A 22,167-nucleotide genomic window follows, 5' to 3' on the forward strand; every position below is an offset into this window, starting at 1 on the left:
GCCCGGGCGGGTCCAGTGCCGTCGGGTTCGATCACTGCGGTCCCACCCCGTGTCCAGCGCGGCAGGACCACGCGTGAATTGTTTGTATGAATATAGGGCCGGTGGCGTGACAGCCCGCACCCCGGGGCGCTTGTAAGGCCTCACCGGCGCCGACAGGGGCTGCGGAGCCGGTCCGTCACTCGAATGGGCGTACGTAACGGGCTGCGGCCCCGGCTGAACAGGTGGGAAGAGGCGGGCGGGCGGAGGATGGCGAGGGGGTCCGGCAAGCCTGCGAGGTGGTCGCTGTGCAGATCAGAGCGGTGGTATCGGAGTTCCTCGGAACGTTGCTCCTTGTCTTCTTCGCCGTGGGGTCGGCGGTGCTCGGCGCGGAGTTCATCGGCACGCTCGGCATCGCGCTGGCGTTCGGCTTCACGCTGCTGGCCCTCGCCTATACCCTCGGCCCGATCTCCGGCTGTCACGTCAATCCGGCAGTGACGCTCGGCATGCTCGTCGCGCGTCGCATCGACGGCCGCACCGCCGTCACCTACTGGATCGCGCAGTTCCTCGGCGGCATCGCAGGCGCGGCCCTGCTCTTCCTGCTCGCCAGGCAGGTGCCGGGCCTGAAGACGAGCGAGGCATTCGGCAGCAACGGCTACGACGACCGCTCCGAGGTCGGCATCAACCTGGGCGGCGCCTTCCTCGCGGAAGTGGTCCTGACCTTCCTCCTTGTCTTCGTCGTCCTCGGCGTGACGCACCGGGTGGCGGTGACCGGCTTCGACGGGCTGCCGATCGGCATCGCGCTGGCCGTCATCCACCTGGTCGGCATCCCGCTGACCGGCACCTCGGTCAACCCCGCCCGGAGCCTGGGCCCCGCCCTGTTCGCCGGGGGAGCCGCGCTGTCCCAACTGTGGCTGTTCATCGTGGCCCCCCTGGTGGGCGGCGCCATCGCGGCGCTCGTGCACCACGTGACCCACCCCGTGGGCGAGGAGCGGGTCATCGCCGACAAGGCGTCCGCCGCGTGACCCGGAGCCGCCCGCCCCACTGACCCCGGCCCCAGCGGCCGGCAGGGGAGTCAGGGCAGCTGCGGCACCCGGAACCTGCGCCGGTATTCACCGGGCGTCGTGTTCAGGCGGCGCCGGAACGCCCGTACCAGCGTGTCCACCGTGCCGAAACCGCAGTCGGATGCGATCCGTTCGAGCGTGGCGTCCGAGGACTCCAGGTCGTGGCGTGCCTTCTCCACGCGCACCGACTCGATGTACGCATGCGGGGTGACGCCCAGTTCGGTCTTGAACAGGCGCGTCAGGTGCCGGTCGCTGACATGCGCGTACTCGGCGAGTTCGGTGACGGTCAATGGTCCGGCGATGTGGCGCAGGATGTGGTGGCGCAGGTCCTCGATGCGACGCGTCGTGGACACCTGGGTCAGTGGGACGCTGAACTGGCTCTGCCCGCTGGGGCGTTTGAGGTACATCACCAGCTGGCGGGCCACCCGCAGCGCGACCGCCTCGCCGAGATCGTCGGCGATCAGCGCCAGGGAGAGGTCGAGGCAGGCGCTGATACCGGCCCCGGTCCACACGTTGTCCTCGCGGATGAAGATCGGGTCGGCGTCGACCCGAACCTCCGGGTGATCGGCGGCCAACTGCTGCGCGGTCGACCAGTGCGTGGTCGCCCGCTTGCCGTCCAACAGGCCCGCCGCGGCGAGCAGATGCGCGCCCACGCACACGGAGGTGATCCGGTGCGAGCGCCCGGCGAGGACCTTCACCCACTCGACGAGCCGGGGATCGACGAGCGGGTGTACGCGGCGCTCCTCGTCCACTTCCACGGCGCCGGGGACCAGCAGGGTGTCGATGCTGCGGCGTGCGGCCTCCTCGAAGGTGAGGTCGGGCAGGATGCGTACGCCCGCCCCCGTGGTCACCGGGTCCATGCTCGCGGCGGCGAGCACGACCTGGTAGCCCGCCGCCTCGTCGGTCTCGCGCAGGGCGAGGGAGAACACCTCGGGCGGCCCGGTGACGTCGAGCAGGTCGACGCCCTCGAAGAGCACGATGACGATGAGCCGTCGGGCGGCGGCGTCCGGCACGGAACTCTCCCCGGTCAGCTGAGCGGCGGGCATGTCTGGATCTGCAGGTTACATGTCATTGCCGACGTCCCGACCCGGTCCTAGCGTTAGGGACGCGGCTCGGCGGACCACCGCGAACTGCACCTCTCCCACGCATCACCGAAGGCGGTACACCCATGTCCAGAACGACCCTGCGCGAGCTCAACGGCTTCGACCAGGAGCCCGCGAAGCTGGCCGGCTCGACGCTGATCCTGATCGACTTCCAGAACACCTACACCCAGGGCGTCATGGAGCTCGACGGCTGGGAGAAGTCCCTGGACGCCGCCGCGCAGCTGCTGGCGCGGGCCCGCGAGGCCGGCACCCGCATCGTGCATGTCATCAACGACGGCGGCGAGGGCACCTCGTACGACATCCGCGCCGAGATCGGCAGCATCCACCCCGAGGTCGCACCCCTGGAGGGCGAGCCGGTCGTCGTCAAGCAGGTCCCGAACGCCTTCGTGGGCACCGACCTGGCCACCCACCTCACCGAGGGCCAGGACGTCGTCATCGCGGGCTGGATGACCCACATGTGCGTGGCGTTCACCGCGCAGGGCGCCTTCCTCAACGGCAACCGCCCCACCGTCGTCGCCGAGGCCACCGCGACCCGCTCGCTCCCGGTCGCGGGCACCGACATCGACGCCTCCCAGGTGCACTACAGCGCGCTGGCCACCATCGCCGACCTGTACGGGGTCGTGGTTCCCACCCAGAAGGAGATCGTCTGATGAAGACCACGCTGCTCCGTTCGGCCGCCGCGCTGGGCGCCGCCGCCGTGCTCGCCACGACCATGACCGCCTGCGGCACAAGCTCCGAGGCCGCCACGCGCGCCGACGGCCGCGACCAGCGCCACGAGAAGGACCACGCCAAGGACACCACGACGCTGCGCCGGCTGATGAAGCTGGACGAGACGCCCGCGAAGCTGTCCGACGCGACGCTGGTCCTCGTCGACTACCAGAACGTCTACACCGGCGGCACGATGGAGCTCACCGGCTGGCGCGAGGCGGTCAAGAACACCAAGACCCTCCTGGAGCGGGCCCGCAAGGCGCACACGCCCGTCATCCACATCGTGGAAAAGGGCTACGACCTCAAGTCGAAGGCGGGCCAGATCATCCCGGCCCTCAAACCGGCCAAGGGGGAGACCGTCGTCGAAAAGGCCGTCCCCAACGGCTTCCACGACACCGATCTCGACGCCGAACTCAAGAAGACCGGCCGCAAGAACGTCATCATCTCCGGCTTCATGACCCACATGTGCACCCTCTTCACCACCGAGGGCGCCGTCTACAACGGCTACCACCCGACCGTGATCGGCGACGCCTCGGCCACCCGCCCGCTCCCGGTCAACGGCAACCCCCGCGGCATCCCCGCCCAGCAGGTGCACGAGTCCGCCCTCGCCACGATCCAGGACCGCTTCGGCGTCGTGGTCCCCGAGCAGCGCGACCTCAAGTAGCCTCCACGGCCGGGGTGGTGGAAGCATGCTCCGCGGGTCCGGGTGAGCGTGAGGGTGCCTTTGTGGCGGTGGGCCAGGTCGCGAGCAATGGCGAGGCCCAGGCCGCACCGGGCGGCTCGGCCTCCGCCGACCTCACGGTCAACATCGTCCGCGTTCCCAAGGGCGGTTACATCCTCAGGCTTCGACTGGGTGGCGCAGCCGGAGCTGAGCATCACCAAGAAGGCCACGATCACGGTGGATGCGCGGACCACCAAGCCGGTGGACATCACCGTGCTGGACCCGTACGACAACTTCCGTGGAGTACGACACCCTCGTGGGCGGCAAGGTCAAGCAGCCCGCCACCGGTTGCACCAAGCACTACAAGGCGAGTGAACTGGCCACGGTGAAGACCGGTCTGGGCGCCTCGTCGAGCGGCAAGAAGGGCGTGATCTACGCCTGGGGCGAGCTGCCCGGCAGTACGAGCACCTTTGCGCCCGAGCCGTAAATGCCGTTGCCCTCGCGGTAGATGCCGAGGTTTCAGCCTTCGCCCCGCCCGCGGTAGACAGGTGCTTGCCCGCGTCCTCGATCCGCTTCGACGCTGCCGTCTACGGCCGACCTGGAAGAAGGTCACCGTCAAGAACGGCAAGATCGCGGTCACGAACCCGGCCAAGGGCAAGGGGGGTCTCGTTCCACGCCAAGATCGCCGGCATGGGCCCGGCACGGCGAGCTCGGAGGTCATGGCAGGCACAGAGGGCGGGCCGGTAGGTCTGGATGCAGCGCGCGTTCCTGCGGGGTGAAGCCCCCGTGTACGGTCCGGCAGATTTTGCGGATGGCCTGGGCAGGGGTGGGCAGTTCGCCTTCCCACAGTTGTGCCGTCCCGTAACCGCCGGCGGCCTGGATGTGGCCGTCCGGGCTGAGTGCCACCGCGTTCAGGGACCCGGTGCGGCTGGTCAGGGTACGGCGGGTCTTGCCCGTCGTGGTGTCCCACAGCCGCAGTGTTCCTGCGTCGTCACCGGTGGCCAGAGTGCGTCCATCGCTGCTGAGTGCCATTGCTTGAACAGGGCTCAGGAGGTCAGTGAGGGTGCGTCGGAGCTTTCCACTGGACGCTTCCCAGAGCCGAACTGTCCTGGGGTCGTTGTACCCGCTGCCGCTGGTGGCCAGGGTGTGGCTGTCCGGGCTGAGCGCCATTGCGGACACGGGCCCGATGTGGCTGGTGCGACGGGCTTTACCTGTCGTGGTGTCCCACGCCCCCAGGGTCCCTGTGTCGGCGACGGCCGTCAGAGTGTTCTCGCCCGGGTTGAACACCATCGTGACCATGGCGTCGTTGGGGAAGCGAAACTTGCGCCGGAGCGTCCCGTTGGTCACGTCCCACAACCGCACCACGTTCCTGTCCACGGTAGCCAGAACGTTCCCCTTGGGGCTGAATACCACCGCGTCCACAACTCCGGTGTGGCCGGTGAGGGCGCGCCGGGTCATGCCGCTCGTGGTATCCCACAAACGCACGGTGTCGCCCTCGCTGACGGCCAGTGTGTCTCCGCCCGGACTGAACGCCACCGCACCTCCAGGCGTGTCAGCGCCGGGAGCGCGCAGGGTGCGCCGGAGCTTGCCGCGGACTGCGTCCCACAGGCGTACCGCATCGTCATCAACGGTGGCCAAGGTGTGCCCGTCGGGGCTGAAGGCCACCGCAGACACCTTCCCAGTGTGCCCTGCAAGAATACGGCGAGGTGCACCCGCCGTGATGTCCCACGTCCGTACGGCCCCCGTGTCGGCGACGGCCGTCAGGGTGGTCCCGCCCTGGCTGAACGCCGCCGTAAGCACGTTGGTGATGTCCAAGGTGCGCAGGGGTGCCCCGCTGGCTACGTCCCACAGCCGCACTTCCTTCTGGTCGACGACGGCCAGAGTGTTCCCGTCGGGGCTGAGGACCACCGTTTCCACAAGCGTTTCGTGGCCGGTGAAGATGCTACGAGTTCTACCAGTCGCGCTGTCCCAAAGCTTCACCTCGTCGTCACCGACGTGGACCAGGGTGCGCCCGTCCTTGCTGAACTCCACATCGGTATAGCCCTCGAAGCGGGCCAAGGTGACGCTGTCCGTCTTCTCGCCAGCCATGTTCCACCGCCGGATCACCTCTTCGCCGCCGCTGTATGCGCCGTTGTCATCGTTGGCGCCGACAGTGATCAGAGTGCGGCCGTCGGGGCTGAACGCCACCGCGAGCAGAGTCTTTGTGTGGTCGCTCAGAGTGCGGCGGAGGGTGCCTGCGGTCGTGTCCCACAGCCGCACCTGTCCTGCCTGGTCGCCAACGGCGAGGGTGTGCTCACTCGGGCTGAAGACCATCGCGGACACGGAGTCACCGTGTCGGGGAAGAGTGCGGCGCACCTCGCCCGTCGCGGTGTCCCGCAGTCGCACCACTGCTCTTTCGTCAACGGTGGCCATGGTCCGCCCGTCCGGACTGAACACGAGTGCATGGGTGGAGGCGGAATTGGCGAGCGTACGGCGGGGTTTGCCCGTTGCCGCGTTCCACAGTCGCACTGCCTTCTTGTCAGCAGTGGCCAAGGTATGCCCGTCCGGACTGAACGCCGCCACGCTCGCGGGGGTGGCGCGGGCGGGCAACTGGTACTGGTGGGCGAGTTCTGCGGCGGCGTACAGGCTGGTGGTTGCCTCGTCGGTCGGGGCGGTGCGGTAGGCGCGAACGGCCAGCAGCGAGGCCCGGTCGGGGTCGTTGGCCAGCAGCGCGGAGGATTGTGCGGCGAGTTGGCGGGAGATGGCGGTTTGCCGCTCGGCCACCGCGCGTGCACGCTGCTGGCCGCTGGCGCGGCTCTGCTGCCAGGCAAGCAGCCCGGCGGTCAGGGCCAGGGCGAGCAGCACCGACACGGCGATGGAGAACCGGCGCAGGCGGCGGGTGGTGCGGACAGTCGCTTGCTGCTCTTGGTCGCGTGCGGTGGCGCTTGCGGCGAGAAAGGCGCGTTCCGGCTCGGTGAGCTCGGGATGGTAATGGGCGTGGGGGAAGTGTTCTTCGGCGCTCGCCAGGCGGGTGCCCCGGAACAGTGCTCCTGGATCCCGGTCGAGTTCGGCCCACGCTGTGGTGGCCTCCGTCAGGCGCCGGTGGGCGCGCAGTCGCTCGCGGTCCTCCTCGATCCAGGCGCTCAGCCGGGGCCAGGCGGTGATCAGCGCCTCGTGGGCGAGGTCGACGGTGGCGTCCTGAAGGACGATCAAGCGGGCGCGGGCCAGCAGGTCGAGCACGGTGTGCGTATCGGTGCACCGGCTCTCTTCCAGTTCACTCACGTTGATGGGGCGGCGGGTGTCCGGCGTGCCCTCGCCAGGAGTGATCAGGCGCAGCAGGATGCGTCGGGCCGTGGCGGCCTGAGCCTCGGAGAGCCGGGTGTGGACGTCCTCAGCTGTGCGGACGATGGCTCCGTGCAGGCCTCCGGCGGTGTCGTAGGCCTCGTGGGTGAGGGTGCGGCCGCGGCGGTGGCGCCAGGTTTCCAGCAGGGCGTGGGAGAGCAGCGGGAGGCTGCCGGGTTCGGTGGCGGCCTCGTCGACCAGGTGTGCGGCCAGTGTGCGTTCCACGGTCAGTCCGGCCGCGGCGGCGGGTTTCACGACGGCCTCGCGCAGCTCACCCCGGGTCATCGGACCGACGGGCAGGCTCGACTCCCCGATGGTCCTGGCGAGTTCGGGGTGTTCGAGGCAGCGGGTGTAGAAGTCGGCGCGTACGCCCAGCACCACGCGCACCCGGCTCCCAGGGCGGCGGGCGGCCAGCAGACGGGTGATGAACTCGCCTCGTTCGGTGGGGTCGTGGCAGAGGGTGAATGCCTCCTCGAACTGGTCAACGACCAGCCACGTGTCCCCCTGTGCCGCTGCGGGAGTCAGGGCATCGGCGTGGGTGCGCAAGGGATGGGCGCCGGGGGTGAGGATGCGGATCGCCGCCGGGCGTGACCCGGTGTCCTTGATGTGGCGCATACGGGGGATGAGCCCGGCCCGCAGGAGGGAGGACTTGCCGCTGCCGGACGGGCCGAAGACCACGGTGACCGGGTGCTGCTGGGCCAACTGCGTCAGGTGGTCGGTCAACTGGTCCCGGCCGAAGAACAGATGCGCGTCGCCGGGCTCGAAGCGGGCCAGGCCCCGGTAGGGCGCCTCGGCGGGGTCCTCGCCGGCGGCCGCGGTCTCGCTCTCCTCACGGGCAGCGTCATGCCAGCGCCGCTCCCAGCCCTGTTCGTCACCTCCACAGGCCTTGACGTAGGCGAGCGTCAGGGCCAGAGAGGGGAGCTTGTCCCCCGCAGCAGCCTGGGACAGCGCGGTGATCGAGTAGCCGGTGCGCGCGGCCAGTGACCGATAGGCAATGCCGCCTGCCTCGTCGCGCAGTTTCCGCAACTCGACCGCGAACCGCGCCACGGGCCCCGCCGCCGGATCGACCGGCTTCTCCCTGCGCCCCACCCTGAATTCCCCCGAGCTCCGGATGATCACTGCAACGTCACGCTACGGGCCCGGTAGAAGCCGGACAAGTTGCCCGTCGGCCATCCCCGGCGGCCCTCATCCCTCCGGGACCGGATTGTTCACCTGCGCTGACCTGGGTGATGAAAAACGCCGCGGTGAGTGAAATCAGTGCCGGGCCGCCCCCGGCACGCCCCCGGGCAGAGCCCCCAAGCCTTACGGAATCCCTGGACGGGGTCCCTGAATGCAAACGAGGAGACGCATGCGTACAGGCAAACGATGGGCGGCAATCACCGCTCTGGCCACGATGGCAGCTTCAGCCGGACTGCTGCTCGGAACGTCCCCGGCCTCGGCCGACACCAACTGCTCGTCCGGCTATCACTGCGTGTTCTACGCGGGTCTCTACGACTCGGCCCGCCACTCGTACTTCAACAACGACACCGACTTCCGCAATGACACCTTCAACGAGCTCACCGGCCGTGTGGGCGGCGGCCAGACCGTGCACAACAACACCTGGTCCTTCAGTAACTCGAGCACCAGCGGTTACGAGAGCCATTACTACACTGGGATCGGCGGCGACTGGGGCGGGCACCTGCTCTGCGTCGAACCCGGCTCCGAAGTCAACTCCGTCCACCCGGACTTGCGGAACAGGGCCAGCTCGCTCCGGTTGCTGAAGAACAGCGGGAACTGCTACTGAGCGAACGCCCCCGCAGATGCCGGGGGTGGCGGCGTGCTACACACCGCTGCCCCCGGCACCATCTCTCATCGCCCCCGACCCCGGACCACGGAGAGAAGATCTGCCATGCCCCCGCTGAAAGTGGGCCGCGGGGTGGGTATCACCGCTCTGGCGCTCGCCCTCCTCGCCCTCACCGGGACCATTGTCTGGGCGTTGCACGACAGCAGGCCGCCGCCCGCCCGACAGTCCGCACAGCAGTCCAGCCCTGCGCCTGCCGTGCTGCGTTCCCGGCTCCCCCTTCATCCCCTGCTGCACGCACCGACCGCGACCTCACGCCGCGTGCACGAGGCCCAACAACGCCTGATTGGCCGCTGCATGACCAAGCGCGGCTTCCGCTACGAGGCGCCTCCCGTCGATGCCCCGGCCTCGGGGGACGTCGGCTCAGGCCCGGCGCAGTTCGGCATCGAGACCCTCAACCCGCCAGACTTCGCCGACCGGCCCGGCACGCAGCCCGCAGAACGACCCCGTGGAAAGGCGTTCGGCCGAGCACTCTACGGAGACCCTCAACGCAGGATCTCCGCCCGCAACAAGGAGATTCGCGTGAGTCGGCCCGCCACGGGCTGCGTGGCGGAGGCCGAGCGACGGCTCCTGGGCGCAGGTGGTCCGCGACGCGCTCTCGTTTTGCAACTGCGGCTCGACCAGGGAGAGCGGGACGCACTACGCACGCTGGGAAGGGATTCCGCGTTCCGCGGAGCGACGGCACGCTGGCGTTCCTGCATGCGGCAGGCAGGATTCACCACCGCGAAAGACCCACAGCTGCTCGCCCAGGCGCTACACCCGGACACTCCCCTCGCCGAACAATCCGCAGCCCGCGCCGACGTGACCTGCAAGCACGCCACCGGCTACCTGGAGCGCGCATACGCCAGGCTCGCCGCGCTGCAACAGCGCTGGCTCGACGCCCACCCCCAGTCGGCGGCCGAATGGCGCTCCCTGCGCCAGCGAGAGGGCGAGGCTGCTGCCAAGGTGCTGAAGGCCGGGTGACGTTTCGGGCGGGCAGCCGCCCGGAAGAACCGTCCAACATCATGCTCCAGGACAGCGGTGAGGCGACGCTCGTCGACTTCGGCAGGGTGAGGACGGATTCTCAGAGGTAGGTGTCGGTGACGTGCCGGGCGACGGCCTCGCCGGTGGCCAGCCCCTGTTCGGCGTCCCAGCGGTAGTGGACGCCGAGGTAGAGGCGGCTGAGGGCGTTCTCGTAGGAGGCGGCCGACAGGGTATTGAAGCGCCGGGTGGCCGTGCCCCCGTCGGTGGTCGCGCTGAACGCGATCGCGTCGGTCGCGAAGTAGGTCTTCAAAACGCCCGCCCAGGCACCGGCGAACGTGGCGTGCCCCGAGATGTAGGAGGGGAAGGCGGGTGTGAAGCTGGACCCGTCCGAGTAGGAGGACAGCGGCCGCCACGCCGGGTCGGGCGTCGTGGCCGGGTTCCCGTCGTTGTCGGCGAGGGTGATCGCGGACACCGGCCGCCACAGGTCGAGCGGCGTGTTGTACTTGGCGTCCCAGGCGGCGACCGCCGCGTCCGCGAGGGCGATCGAGAGCACGGCGAAGAGCTGCGCGTTCTGCGGGGGCGTCAACGTCTTCTTGCGGGCGACGATGCGCGCGTGCTGGTAGAGCTGCGAGGTGGGCTTGTAGGTGCCGTCGAGGTCATTGGCCCAGAACCTGCCGATGTCGCTCTGCTCGGCAGTCCGCACCACCGTCGTCGCCGCCGTACTGGAGTGTCCCCCGAACACCCGCACCTCATGGACCTGTTCGGCGTACTGGCTGCTGCGCAGGAGGTCCTGGTAGGTGGTGAAGCCGCCCGGAGGGCCGGGCTGGAACTGGCCGGGCGTCGACGTACCGAACGGGGTCACCCGGCCCCAGTGCGGCGTCACGGCGGGGCCCGAGCCGGTCTCGCGCCAGGCCCCGGGGACGCCGTCGGGGGTGTAGGCCACCGTGGCCGTCGACCCGTCGTCGGCCCGGGCCTGCACCAGCGCCTGCGCCGCGCCCCGGCCGACGGCGGCACCCTTGTCCTTCTCCGTCGGGGTACTCGTGTCCTGCGACAGGGCGAAGCCGTAGTTCCCGTCGAAGGAGCCGGAGGGGTAGAGCGCGCGCAGCGCGGTGTACGCGGCGGTGGCGATGGCGGCGTTCATCGAGGCGGTGCCGAGGACCGGCTGCTTGGCCAGGTACGGGCGGCCGATGGGTACGACCGAGTTCGCTGCGTCGTACATCGCCAGATGCATGATCGCCGCCGCCCTCGCTGCCGGCCCGGGTGCCCCGCCGGTGTCCTTGACGGCGCCCTCCAGAATCTTGCCCCAGTACAGGACCGGCTCGTAGGGAGCGTCGGCGGCGCGGGCCCGGGGAACGCCTGCCGTCAGCGCGGTGGCGACCCCGGCGGTGAGGCCGAGGAGGACTGAGCGGCGGCGCGGCGTGGCGCCGCCCGGTCTGCCGACAAGGGATCTGGACACAGGAGTACCCCCTCTATGGCTGCTGCGGATCAGACGGATGCTGGCGGCGTGGCGCCGGAACTGTCAACAGCACCTGAGGGCTTGGCCGGTTATCGCGTACGGGGCCCGCGCTCCGTGTTCCTGAGCAAGGCGACGAACTCCCAGCACCCCTCGTCGGGGAGATGACGGAGGAGTTCCGCGAGATGGTCGGCGACTGACCTCGTACCCCAAGGATCCACGCCGGATGGCGCGGCTCGTGGTGTGCCATCTCCGCAGTTGCTTCAGGTGGTCGGGATCGGTCCCAACACGGCGGTCGCGTTGCTCATCGCGGTGGGCGACAACCCGGAACGCCGGGACAGCGAGGCGTCGTTCGCCGCACTGCACCGCATCGTCTTCACCCGCCTACGGGGCGACCCGCGCACGCAGGACTACATCGACTGCAAGGGCGGCATGACCAGCAGGCGAACAGGCCGCCATGCCGTCGAACGGTCCGCGGTGACGGCGCATTTGCAGCTCGTTGCCTGGACACAGCTCCCGATCTACTACGTGTTCGACGGCCTCGGCACATGGTCGCCGTACGACGTACTCGTCGCGGGGCAGAAAGGGCCACACAGCATTGCGGGATCGGGCGCCCCGTACTTTCTGATCTCCACCCGGGGAGCCCGCCGCTTTGACGACCTGTTCGGTACGCAGGATGCCGCCCGGTTGGGCATTGGCTCGTAGTCCTGGTAGTTGCCGCTCAGGCGCCTTCACGCCACTCGAACCAATGAGGATTGAAGGGGTGTGATTGGGCTGCGTCAGGGCAGCCCGGGCGGGGTTCAGGTGCGGGTGACGGGCAAGGTGTGGAAGGTGCGCAGGCTCATGCCCGGTGCGCGTAGGGGCTGGGGGCGGGCGGGACAGGCCGAGGAGGTGCGGGTCGCGGAAGTGGGCGGGGTCGCGGCCTGCGGCGGCCGTGAAGGCGTAGACGAGGGTGTCGGCGGCGAACGGGACTTGGGCGAGTTCGGTGTCGTGGGCTGCGACGCGTACGGCGACCTGTACGGACGAGTCGAACCGGACGATCTCTTCGATCGCGCGGGGCAGGGAGCCCGGGTGGGCGCGGAGCCAGGCGGCCTGCTCGGGGTGGCGTTCCAGGAGCAGCAGCGCCGGGATGCGTGTGTGGAAGGCGGTCGCGGCCTCGGCGACGGTGTCCCGTTGCGCCCTGGTCGCGAAAGGTTCGACCAGGGGGCCGGTCGCGGCGCTGTAGCGCGCGGTCTGTGCCTGTTCGTCGGCGGGCAGGCCGAGGATCTCGCTCATCACGGCGATGGACGGCGATGGGCAGGGCGCGGGCCACGCGCTCGATGAAGTCGGTGCTGCCGTGGCGGGCTTCTGGGAAGGTGCCCACCGGTGTCCGCGAGTACTCCAGGCCGCTTTCAGAGGGCAGTTCGTGGGTTGATGTCCACCGACTGTCATGGCCTCGTGGCCGCGTCACGTGGCGGGCGGCCCTTCTCGGCCTCGCTGGCAGTCTGAGGAGCCGAGAGGAGAAGGACCTTTGCGATGATCTTGGGGCTGATCAGTGTCGTCAAGGGGCGCAGCATGTGGAAGACGCTGACGAACAGCCCATGAATCCTCTGGTCGCTCACCACGAGCCGGAGCAGGCGTTCCTTGTACCAGAGGACCGGTCTCAGACAGAGGGGCAGTGTCCTGCGTCTGTGGTGCTGCCAGATGAGATCGTCGCTGGCGGTCGTCAGCCATTGTGTTCGGACGATGCGGGCGATGTGCCGCTGGAACGGGCGCGCGATGCTGTCGGCGGTGTGCGGCCGCGACTGCCCCGCTCTGGCCAAGTGTTCTCCCAGCAACCGGGCTTCGAGCACGGCGATGGCCATGCCCTGCCCGAAGGCCGGGTTGAAGGCTGCGACGGAGTCACCGATGGCGACGAGCCCTTCGGGCCATCGGCGTAGCCCTGTGTACCGGGTGAGACGGTTCTCGGTGCGCCTGAAGGTGTGGATCTTGCTACCGGGTACGGGGGTGGCTGAGGCGAGCAGCAGGTCGAGGTCGGGATTTCGCAAGCTCGTGGCGAACTGCCGCCAGCCGTCGCGGTCGTTGGGCGGGTGGTCGCCGCCTGCGCCGAAGAGAGTGACGAGCCAGTGGCCGTGTTCCAGACGTGCGGCGAAGCCACCGCGCGGTTGCTTCGGGGCGTGGTACGGCTGGAGCAGCGCGTCGAAGTCCTGCGAGGGCGCCTCCACGGTCGTGGTCGCGTAGACCAGGTCCGCGTCGGTGACCTTCTGTACCGGCCGTGGATGGCCCGCGTGCTCCAGCCAGTTGGGGAGTGGGGAGAAGCGCCCGGACGCGTCCACGACCAGAGCCGTATCAATGGTGCGCCCACCTTCCAGGCGGACGCCGGTCACCCGCGACGCATCGTGGTTCCAGCGCAGCCCCTCGACCCGGCACCGGTCCCTTACGCGCACCGGTGTGTCCGCCTGCACCCGGCGGCGCAACGTCCATTCCAGGAGGTCCCGTGAGAAGGCTTGTACGGGCACGTTCATCGGCGTACGCGGGAGTCGGCACCCGCCCAGGGTCACCGATGTCCGCAGCCCGTAGTCGAACAGGGGCGCCCCGGCCGCGGACAGTTCTTCCTGCAGCCCGGGGAAGAGCCGTTGCAGCCCTTCGGCTCCGCTGACCAGCAGACCGTGCTGGTGCCGGGCCTGCGGGACGCCTCGGCGCGGCGTGGCCGTGGGCGGCAGGGCCTCGGCTTCCAGCACGACGACGTTCGCGAAGTGGTCGGCGAGTACGCGGGCGGCAACCAGTCCCGCGATGCCCGCGCCGATGACTGCTGCCGTTCCGCTGAACCTCGCCTGACGGCGCTTTGGCATGTGTGTGCTCCCGGTCTGGTTCGTGTGCAGCGACGCTGCGGCGGCCCCGGCGGTCTTGCCGGGTCCGTCAGGCGTCATGGGGAGCGTGGATGTGCAGGCGCAGATCGCGGGGGCGGATGACGATGTCCTTCGCGAATCGGACCGGCGCAGTGGTGACGGGGGCCAAGTGCCAGCGGCGGGCGAGGGAGGCCAGGGCCAGCGTGAGTTCGCCCATGCCGAGCGCGTCGCCGATGCATTTGCGGGCGCCCAGGCCGAAGGGGATGAAGGAGCCGGGTACGGAGTGTGCGGTGTGCGGGCTCACCCAGCGGCTGGGATCGAACGTCTGGGGGCGGGGGTGCGCGGAGGGCAGGTGCTGGACGAGGTGGGCGCTGATGATGACGGTGTCCCCGGCGCGCAGGGGGTGGCCGCCCAGTTCGGTGTCGCGGGTGACGGTACGGGTCAGGAACCAGACGGGCGGGTAGTGGCGCAGGGCCTCGGTGACGACGTGACCGGTGAGTTCCAGGCGGGGCAGGCTGGTGTGCGACAGGGGGCCGGGAGGCAGGGTGGCCGCTTCGGTGTGGACGCGGCGTTGGAGCGCGGGGTCCTGGGCGAGGTGGTGTGCGGACCAGGCGAGTGCGTTGCCGGTGGTCTCCATGCCGGCGATGAAGAAGGTGATGACCTGGTCGCTGATCTCCCTGTCGGACAGGGCTTGGCCCTGTGTACCCGCCTGGGTGAGGAGGGTCAGGAAGTCGCCGTGGTCGGTGGTGTGGGAGCGGTGTTCGGCGATGATCCGGCCCAGGGTGGCGCGCAGGCGTCGCTGGGCGCGGGTGTAGCGGCGGTGGGCGGGCAGGGGCAGGCGGGTGTACGCGGTGGGCAGCAGGGCGTGTGAGTTGATGCCGGCGGTGATGGCGGCCATGTCCTCCACCATGGTGGCGACGGTGGCGGCGGCCAGGGTGCCGTCGAAGAGGGTGGCGACGATGGCGCGGGCGGTGAGGGCCTGTGCCTGGGCGGCCATGTCGATGACCTGGTCGTCCTGCCAGAGCTCGATGCTTTCGGTGATCTCGTGGGCCATGAGGTCGAGGTGGGCGGGCAGGCGGTCTTTGTGGAAGGCGGGCTGGAGCAGCCGGCGCTGCTGTCGGTGGTCGGTGTGGGGGCAGCTGAGCAGACCGTTGCCCATGACGTCGCGGATGCGGTCGTAGAGCGGGCCGCCCTTGTCGAAGAGCGCGTCGTCGAGGAGGACCTGCCGGGTCAGGGCCGGGTCGCTGACGAGGGTCGCGGTCAGGGGGCCGAGGCGGAGGCGGGCCACCGGGCCGTGGGCGGGTGCCCGGGTGAGGAAGTCGGCCGGGTTGTTCAGCAGGCGCAGGGCGTGCCCGACCAGGGGCAGTGCGCCGGGCAGCAGGGGCGGGGCGGAGCGGGCGCGGTGGGACCGGGCCGCGTCGGGCGTGTGGGTGTGGGACACGGTTCTCCTGGGTGGGCTGGTGTGGGGAGACGGTGAGCGGCGCGCGTGCTTCAGATCCGCCACCACCAGGCGGCCACCGGGGTGGTGAGCGGCTCGTCGAGGTGGGCGAGACCGGTGGGCCTGGTGATGGCGGTGGGCATGGTGACGTGGGGGGCGATGGCCTGGCCGGGGTCGTTGGGGTCGTTGTACCGGCCACTGGTGAGGTGCCAGAGCAGGCTCCCTGCCACCCAGTCCGTCAGGGCGCGCACGTACCGGGCGAGCCGGGGGGAGCTGTCGGCGGCGGTGCGCTCTGCCAGGTGTTGCATGCGGTGCATGGCGCGGTCGTGCATCGACGCGGCGGCGCGCAGCGCCTGTTGGGGGGAGCAGGCGTGGTGCCGGGCGAGGACGGGCACCAGGTTCATCGCCTCGGGGAAGCCGAAGTGCTGCTCGCGGAACGCTTCCTTGTTGTAGGAAGTGATGTCGTTGTGCCAGGCGATGAGGGCGACACTCAGGTCGTGCAGGGCGTGGACCCGCGGGTCGTGGTACTCCTCGGCGGTCAGGACGTAGTCCTGGGCGATTTCGATGAAAGCCAGTGCGGACAGGGCGGCGCTGCTGCTCTGCCACATCATGAGGTAGTCGTCCAGGCTCGCGGACTGGGGCTGTTGCCGGATGGCGGCTTCCCAGACCAGGCCGGAGAAGTACGCGTCGACTTGGTCGGTCCACCGGTACACCTGGGAGGGGGTGCCCTGCCGGGCGAGGTCGTGCCGGATGTCCAGCAGGGACCTCGCCCACTTGTCCTCGCGCATCAGCGGGGCTTGGGGGGTGTGGAGCATACGGCTCATGCGGGCGAGGTACGGGGCGAGGGTGTCGGGCGTGGTGCCGCCGAGGGTCTCGTCGCACAGGGCGTCGTCGAAGGCGAAGAGCCAGTTGCAGTAGTTGGTGGCGGCCTGGAGGGTGTCGGCGCGGCCGTCGGGGATGCCGAGGCCGACGAAGTCCCCGACCCGGGCCCGGCGGGTGTACTCCCGGTGGGACGCGTCCTTGAAGAGGCCGAACCGCTGCATCCACGCGAGGCTCTCGGCGTCGACGGCCTCGGCGTGCGGGGAACGGCGGGCAGGGAAGGGGCAGTACAGCGCTGGGACCGGGAGCGGGATGTGGACGGTGGTGGTCATCGGCACTCCTTGACGTCGGGCAGGTGTACGGCGGGGCGGGCCGTACGTGCCCGCCCCGGCCGGTTCGTTCAGTGCGTGGTGAGGGTCTGTTCGGGGGACGGGCTGGGGACGCGTGTGCCCGTCGGGGCGGGACGCGGGGAGCGGATCATCATCACGCACAGGGTCAGCGACCACAGGGCGAATCCGACGTAGGACCCGAAGCTGCCCCAGCCCCACGGGGTGAACGGGGTGTCGTCCGTGGTCAGGACGTTGAAGAAGTACGCGAAGTGCGCCACGGCCAGGACGTGGGAGCTCCAGCCGGTCCAGCGGGGCAGCGTGGTGTTCTTCAGGATCAGGCTGCCCGCGGCGAAGGAGAACAGCGCCAGGGGCAGCGACCCGGCGTACCCGAAGGTGACGCACAGGTCATAACTCAGGTGCAGATAGGCGCTGTTGACGGCTGCCGGGCGCTCCGCCGCGACGGGGCCGAGGAGGAAGGCGGCATTGGACATCATCCAGCAGATGCCCACGGACAGTGCGGAGGGGATGAGGAGTTCGGCGTGCAGCGGTGCGCGGGCGGTGCCGGTGAGCCAGCGCTTGAGTCCGGCGGCGAACCAGATGAACAGCAGGCCGAAGGCGATGTCGATCGTGTAGCCGGAGATGGAGGGGTTCTCGGCGAACCAGGTGCCGATGGAGTCCGAGGAGTCGCTCCAGTAGGGGAAGGGGCGGCTCAGTGGGTTGCGGACGAAGGGCAGGGGGACCAGGAAGAGCGCCACCATGGCGATGCCGATCCAGCCGGCCGTCCGCGCCTCGCGGCGTTCGTCGTCGAGAGTGGGCATGGGTGTGCCTTTCCGTTGGGGCGTGGGGCCGCGCCCGGGCGGGGGAGCGACAGGGAAGAGGGGCGGGGCGGGGCTGGGTCAGCGCCGACTGGTCAGCCAGGAATCGGCGGGGACCAGGCCCCTCCAGGGGCGATCGCCCGACGTGGCCAGGGCCGTGATCGCGTCGTCCATGCGCCGCAGCAGGTTCTCGGCGTAGCCGGGTGGGGCGTAGGCCGGGTCGAAGATGACGGCCAGGTCCAGGGCGTCGTCGTTCTCCCGGGCCAGCAGGCCCAGGTCGCAGGGCAGTTGGAAGAGCTGTCCTGTGAAGTCGGTGTCGAGTTGGTCGGTGCGCTCGATGGCGCAGCCGGAAAGGCGCAGCCCGTGGACGGGAGGCAGGAAGTCGTAGAAGACGAACTGGGAGGCGGCGAAGAGTTCCCCGATGTGGGGGTGGGCCGCTGCCAGGGTGAGCAGGGAGGCGCTGTCGTGGCGCAGGGCCTGGTGCAGGTCGTGATCGGCGGCGTGCAGCGCCTGGCGTGCCGTCAGGCCGGGGGAGTCGGGGACGCGGTGGCGTACGGGGACGGCCTGGGCGTACAGGCCCGCGGTGTGGGCGGTGCCTTCGGGGCGGGCGGCGCTGACGGCGATCAGCAGGGTTTCGTCCTGGGCGGTGTCGGCGGCCACGACAGCGGTGAAGAGCGCGTACAGGACGCTGGCCAGGGTGAGTCGCTCGGCACGGGCCAGGGCGCGCAGGGCCGCGGTGGCAGCGGGGGCGACCCGGCGGGTGCGCAGTAGTGAGTCGTGGGGGACGTTGCCGGCGGCCGGATCGGCGGGTGGGACGAGGAGGGTGGGGCGGGCGCCAGTGAGCCGGTCGTCCCAGAAGGCGAGGTCCTGCGGACGGGGCTGTTCCGGTGCGCTGAGCGCACGGTAGTCGGCGTCGGGTACCTGGGGAGCGCGCCCTGTGCGGGCGCCGTCGTACAGGGCGGACAGCTGCTGTTCGACGATGTTGAGGGAGCAGCCGTCGGAGGTCAGGTGGTGCATGCGCAGGCCGAGCACATGGTCGTGCGGTCCCGCGGCGACGAGGGTGGCGGTGAAGACGTGGCCGGTCGCCGGGTCGAGGGGGTCGGCGGCGTGCAGGGCGGCCAGGTGTTCTTCGGGGCTGCCCGGCGAGGCCGGATCGATGGTGTGGTGGCGCAGGGCGCCGGTGCGTGCGGGGCGGACGAGCTGGTGCAGTTGGCCGAGGTCGCCGGTCAGGTGCACTTCGGTGCGCAGTGCGGGCTGCTGGTGCACCAGGTGGTCGACGGCTGCTGACAGTGCGCGGGTGTCGAGGGGGCCGCGGATGCGGTAGTGGCATTCCAGGGCGAAGCGCGGTCCGTGGCTGGGCAGGTGTCCTCCCGCGCGGTCGTCGTTGACCCGCAGGAACTGGTGGGTGGGGCCCGCGGCCAGCCGCACTCCGGCCGGGCCGGGATCCGTGAGGCCCTCGCGCGATCCGGCTCGCGGGCCGGGCAGTACGGCAGGCCCGGAAGCCGTGACCGTGGCGAGGTGGGCGGTCAGGCGGGCTGTGGTGGAGTGCTCAAGCACGGTACGGGAGGGCAGGTGCAGGCCCAGTGCGTCGCCGATCTGAGCTGCGGCCCGTACCGCCGTCAGCGAGTCTCCGCCCAGCTCCACGAAGTCGTCGTCCAGGCCCACCTGGTCAAGTTCCAGGAGGGACGCCAGGATCGCGGCGACGGTCTCCTCCACGGGCAGCACCGGCGCCCGGTAGGGGGTGGCCAGGCGGGGGCGGCGGGTGGAGGGCGCGGGCAGCGCCGCCCGGTCGAGCTTCCCGTTGGCGCCCGTGGGCAGCGCGGCCAGGAACACGTAACGGCTGGGACGTTCGGGCTCAGGCAGGTGCGCGTCGGCCTGACGGCGTAGTGCGGGGAGAAGAGTGTCGGTGGCCTCGGCGAGGACGTGGCGGTGCAGTGGGGTGGAGAGCAGTTCGCCGTCGCAGGAGGGCTGGGGCCACCGGACGGCGGCGGGCGTGCGGGTGCCGGTGTCCGGGGGAGGGGGGCCTGCGGGGAGGAACACCACGTCGTAGGAGCCGTCGCGGTATCCGGCCGCGCGCGACAAGCGTAGCGGCCGTCCCAGCTCGGCTGCCAGGTCTTCCAGGTCGCTGGGGTGCACGGCGTCGGCCTCCGCGCGGGCGGACAGCCTGCGCAGGTCGGCGGCGGTGAGCGTGCCACTGTCGTCGGCGGCGAAGGCGTCGCGTACCGAACAGGCGCCGACGGTGCGGCGGTTGGGCACACGCAGCAGACCCAGCGGGCCCGGTTCGGCCGCCAGCAGGCCGCGGAGCGTGTCCAGAGTGCCGGGCCAGGGCCGCCACTCAGCCACCTCGACGAGGGCTCCGGGCTCGTGGGAGGTGAGGACCGCGTCGAAGCGGAAGTCGTTCATCTCGTTGCGGGCGCGGCCCGAGCGCGGCCTGATCTCGGCATGGGCCGCCCCGCAGCGGGTGAACCAGCGGGGATCGACCAGCAGGTAGGGGTCGAGTGCGACACGGCGCCGCCACTGTTCGCGCAGGACGTCGACGCCCAGGTCGTCGTCGGCGGCCCCCAGGACCACGGAGGCGTGGAAGGCGTCCTGAAGGGTGCGGTCCTTCACGTCCCCGAAGACGGCCCGGCCGCCGGGCGCGCACGCGGCCAGCGATGCGGCCACGGTACGGGCCAGGTGATCGGCACTGTGCAGGTAGGGCACGACGGAGTTGCACAGGACGAGGTCCATACCAGTGTGCTCGGCGGCGCTGGTCGCGTCCCCCTGCCGGAGTTCGACATGGTGCAGCCCGCTGTCGGCCAGCCGCTCGCGCAGTGCGGCCAGGGACTCGGCGAAGGCGTCCACGCCCACGGCGCGCGACGCGGTCCCCGCGAGCCGCGTCAGGATCATGCCCGTACCGCAGCCCAGGTCCAGCAGGGTGTCGGGCAGACCTTGCTCGGTGGCCAGGCGCACCGTGGCCGCGATCCATTCGTCCATCTCCGCGTCCGGCAGCGGCTTGCCGGTGTAGCTGCTGGTCCAGCCGCTGCGCTCGTCGCGGAAATCCAATGCGCCGAAGAGCCGGTCCCAGTTGTCGTGCAGCTGCTGGGCGGCGCCGCGCTCGTCCCACTGCGGGACCACATGGGCGACCAGACGGCCCTGATGGGCGCTCACCGCCACATCCCGGACCCCCCGCACCTCCCGCAGCACACGGGCGACACCGTCCGGCTCCACCCGGAACCCGCGTACCTTCACCTGGGCATCGCTTCGGCCCAGCAGCTCCAGCCTGCCGTGCTCGTCGACGCGGCCGAGGTCACCGGTGCGGTACATCCGCTCCCGCGGGTCCAGCGGGTGCGCGACGAACCGGGCCGCGGTCAGCTCCGGGTCCCCGTGGTAACCCTCAGCCAGACCGGCGCCCGTCACGCACACCTCGCCCCTCTCACCGTCCGGCACGGGCTGTCCGTCCGCACCGACCACGAGCACGGGTGTGCCCGGCAGGGCCGTGCCGACCGTTACCGGGTCCCCGGGGCGCAACAAGGCAGCGGTGCACCACACGGCCGCCTCGGTGGGCCCGTAGGCATTGACGAGCTCCACGCCCGGCATCCTGCGGTGGTGCTCGGCGGCCAGCTCACTGGGGCAGGGCTCTCCCCCGACCAGCACCTGCCGCAGCTCCGGTGAGGGACCGTCCAGGTGGGGCAGCAGTGCGCTGTACAGGGAGGGAGTGAGCATGGTGTGGCTGGCCGGTCCCTGCGACAGGTGCGTGGCGAGTTCCTGGAGGGCGTGTTGCGGGTCGGAGGAAGTCAGCAGAACGTGCCCGCCCGCCAGCAGCGTCCACCAGATTCCCAGCAGGGACGCGTCCGTGGTCATCGGCGAGACGGCCGCCATGCACCGGACCGGTTCGGGAAACACCTCGGCATAGGCCCGCATCGTGTGCGCGATCGCGCGGTGCCCGACGGCGACCGGCTTGGGCCTGCCCGATGTGCCGGAGGTATGGATGATGTACGCGACCGCCTCCGGCGAGGGACCGGGCAGCTCCGGGCCGTCCCAAGACCCCTCGATGCTCTGCCGGACCTCCCGGTCGTCCAGATCGATCCTGCTGACGCCGTCGGGCAGACGCTGCCCGGACAGCCCGAGCACCCACCGCGCGCCCACCGCGGCGATCAGATCCCGGAGCCTGCCCGGCGGGTCATCGGCGCATACGGGTACGTGCACCGCTCCCGCCGCGAACACCGCCAGCTGCGCCACCACCGCCCTCACCCCTCGCGGAGCCGCACATGCCACCCGATCGCCCGGGCCGACACCGCTCGCTCGCAGATACCGGGCCCAGCCGCGGGCTTCGTCGACCAGCTGCCCGTAACTCAGGCTCTCCGCAGGGTCGGACACCGCCGTCACCCCCGACTGCTGCGCCGCCCGAGCGCACAGCAGGTCCCACAAGGTGGCACCGGTCGGAGCGCCCGCACGCACCGGGCCGTCGTGCACGTCGGCAATTTCCGTCACATTTCCTCCTGGCAAGCGGAAATTTGTGGATCGCTAAATGAAGGGTGGGTGGGTCGATTTGGGCGCGCTGAATTCGACGGATATTCAATGTTCCGATGAGGCCCTGAAGGGTTGCCGCGCAGGCGCAGAGGGTTTTTCTCGTCCCCGTTCGCGGCGAGAACCTGCCCCAGTCGACGTGTGTGTCAAACACGTGATCGCGAAGAGCTTTCGCTCATTCGGAAGGAGCGCGAGTTGCGTCATGTGCAATCTTTGGATTGCCGGAATTCCGGCTCCGTGGGGTGCCGGCGGGTGCTCTCGGTACGGACGGAGTGAGAACACCCACCGGCCTCCGGCGCACCGTCTGCTGGGGCCGGTGCGGGTGGGGCGGCACCCGGCC

At 70.4% G+C, this 22,167-nt stretch carries 14 protein-coding genes and 2 pseudogenes; 7 read left to right on the forward strand and 9 right to left on the reverse strand.

Annotation, left to right across the window (positions count from 1 at the left end; genetic code table 11):
* Positions 1 to 284: 284 nt before the first annotated feature.
* Positions 285 to 1,001: an MIP family channel protein gene (locus AC068B_RS38460; protein WP_478676110.1), complete on the forward strand. Its 717-nt coding sequence runs from the start codon at positions 285 to 287 to the stop codon at positions 999 to 1,001.
* A gap of 50 nt (positions 1,002 to 1,051) precedes the next feature.
* On the opposite strand, the gene AC068B_RS38465 is transcribed toward AC068B_RS38460, so the two are convergent.
* Positions 1,052 to 2,086: a GlxA family transcriptional regulator gene (locus tag AC068B_RS38465; protein ID WP_478676111.1), complete on the reverse strand. Its 1,035-nt coding sequence runs from the start codon at positions 2,084 to 2,086 to the stop codon at positions 1,052 to 1,054.
* A gap of 122 nt (positions 2,087 to 2,208) precedes the next feature.
* On the opposite strand from AC068B_RS38465, the gene AC068B_RS38470 reads away from it, so the two are divergent.
* From AC068B_RS38470 to AC068B_RS38480, 3 genes and pseudogenes are all read left to right on the forward strand, one after another.
* A complete protein-coding gene (locus tag AC068B_RS38470) occupies positions 2,209 to 2,793 on the forward strand; it encodes an isochorismatase family protein (RefSeq protein WP_478676112.1) in 585 nt (194 codons plus the stop codon).
* Positions 2,793 to 3,515 carry a cysteine hydrolase family protein gene (locus AC068B_RS38475; RefSeq protein ID WP_478676113.1) on the forward strand — a complete coding sequence of 241 codons (723 nt, stop codon included), beginning with the start codon at positions 2,793 to 2,795 and terminating at the stop codon, positions 3,513 to 3,515. The genes AC068B_RS38470 and AC068B_RS38475 overlap by 1 nt, the downstream gene beginning before the upstream one ends.
* 171 nt (positions 3,516 to 3,686) lie before the next feature.
* Positions 3,687 to 3,987: pseudogene (locus AC068B_RS38480) on the forward strand (hypothetical protein); the annotation flags it as partial.
* A 242-nt stretch (positions 3,988 to 4,229) separates the two neighbouring features.
* On the opposite strand, the gene AC068B_RS38485 reads toward AC068B_RS38480, so the two are convergent.
* Positions 4,230 to 7,922, reverse strand: a complete 3,693-nt coding sequence (locus AC068B_RS38485) for an nSTAND1 domain-containing NTPase (protein ID WP_478676114.1) — start codon at positions 7,920 to 7,922, stop codon at positions 4,230 to 4,232.
* 259 nt (positions 7,923 to 8,181) lie between these two features.
* Here AC068B_RS38485 and AC068B_RS38490 point away from each other — a divergent pair, with 259 nt between their 5' ends.
* On the forward strand, positions 8,182 to 8,616 hold the full coding sequence (locus AC068B_RS38490; protein ID WP_478676115.1) for a hypothetical protein: 435 nt from the start codon (positions 8,182 to 8,184) through the stop codon (positions 8,614 to 8,616).
* Between the two features lie 105 nt (positions 8,617 to 8,721).
* A complete protein-coding gene (locus AC068B_RS38495) occupies positions 8,722 to 9,636 on the forward strand; it encodes a hypothetical protein (RefSeq protein ID WP_478676116.1) in 915 nt (304 codons plus the stop codon).
* Between the two features lie 100 nt (positions 9,637 to 9,736).
* Here the strand turns inward: AC068B_RS38495 and AC068B_RS38500 are convergent, their stop codons facing one another.
* Positions 9,737 to 11,092 (reverse strand): vanadium-dependent haloperoxidase, encoded by a 1,356-nt coding sequence (locus tag AC068B_RS38500; protein WP_478676117.1) that lies wholly within the window; start codon positions 11,090 to 11,092, stop codon positions 9,737 to 9,739.
* 264 nt (positions 11,093 to 11,356) lie between these two features.
* Between AC068B_RS38500 and AC068B_RS38505 the strand changes: the two genes are divergently transcribed.
* Positions 11,357 to 11,794, forward strand: a complete 438-nt coding sequence (locus AC068B_RS38505) for a hypothetical protein (protein WP_478676172.1) — start codon at positions 11,357 to 11,359, stop codon at positions 11,792 to 11,794.
* A 180-nt stretch (positions 11,795 to 11,974) separates the two neighbouring features.
* Here the strand turns inward: AC068B_RS38505 and AC068B_RS38510 are convergent.
* The 6 genes and pseudogenes from AC068B_RS38510 to AC068B_RS38535 all read right to left on the reverse strand — a co-directional run.
* A pseudogene (locus AC068B_RS38510) lies at positions 11,975 to 12,520 on the reverse strand (cytochrome P450); the annotation flags it as partial.
* Positions 12,517 to 13,920, reverse strand: coding sequence for an FAD-dependent oxidoreductase (locus AC068B_RS38515; protein WP_478676118.1), 1,404 nt, complete (start codon positions 13,918 to 13,920; stop codon positions 12,517 to 12,519). The pseudogene AC068B_RS38510 and the gene AC068B_RS38515, both read right to left, overlap by 4 nt.
* Positions 13,921 to 13,987: 67 nt before the next feature.
* Positions 13,988 to 15,358, reverse strand: coding sequence for a cytochrome P450 (locus tag AC068B_RS38520; RefSeq protein WP_478676119.1), 1,371 nt, complete (start codon positions 15,356 to 15,358; stop codon positions 13,988 to 13,990).
* Positions 15,359 to 15,408: 50 nt separating this feature from the next.
* On the reverse strand, positions 15,409 to 16,506 hold the full coding sequence (locus tag AC068B_RS38525) for a terpene synthase family protein (RefSeq protein WP_478676120.1): 1,098 nt from the start codon (positions 16,504 to 16,506) through the stop codon (positions 15,409 to 15,411).
* Between the two features lie 68 nt (positions 16,507 to 16,574).
* Positions 16,575 to 17,321 carry a hypothetical protein gene (locus AC068B_RS38530; protein ID WP_478676121.1) on the reverse strand — a complete coding sequence of 249 codons (747 nt, stop codon included), beginning with the start codon at positions 17,319 to 17,321 and terminating at the stop codon, positions 16,575 to 16,577.
* 78 nt (positions 17,322 to 17,399) lie between these two features.
* Positions 17,400 to 21,791 (reverse strand): amino acid adenylation domain-containing protein, encoded by a 4,392-nt coding sequence (locus AC068B_RS38535; RefSeq protein ID WP_478676122.1) that lies wholly within the window; start codon positions 21,789 to 21,791, stop codon positions 17,400 to 17,402.
* Positions 21,792 to 22,167: the final 376 nt, after the last annotated feature.

The sequence above is a fragment of the Streptomyces sp. NPDC042371 genome, assembly GCF_056437465.1.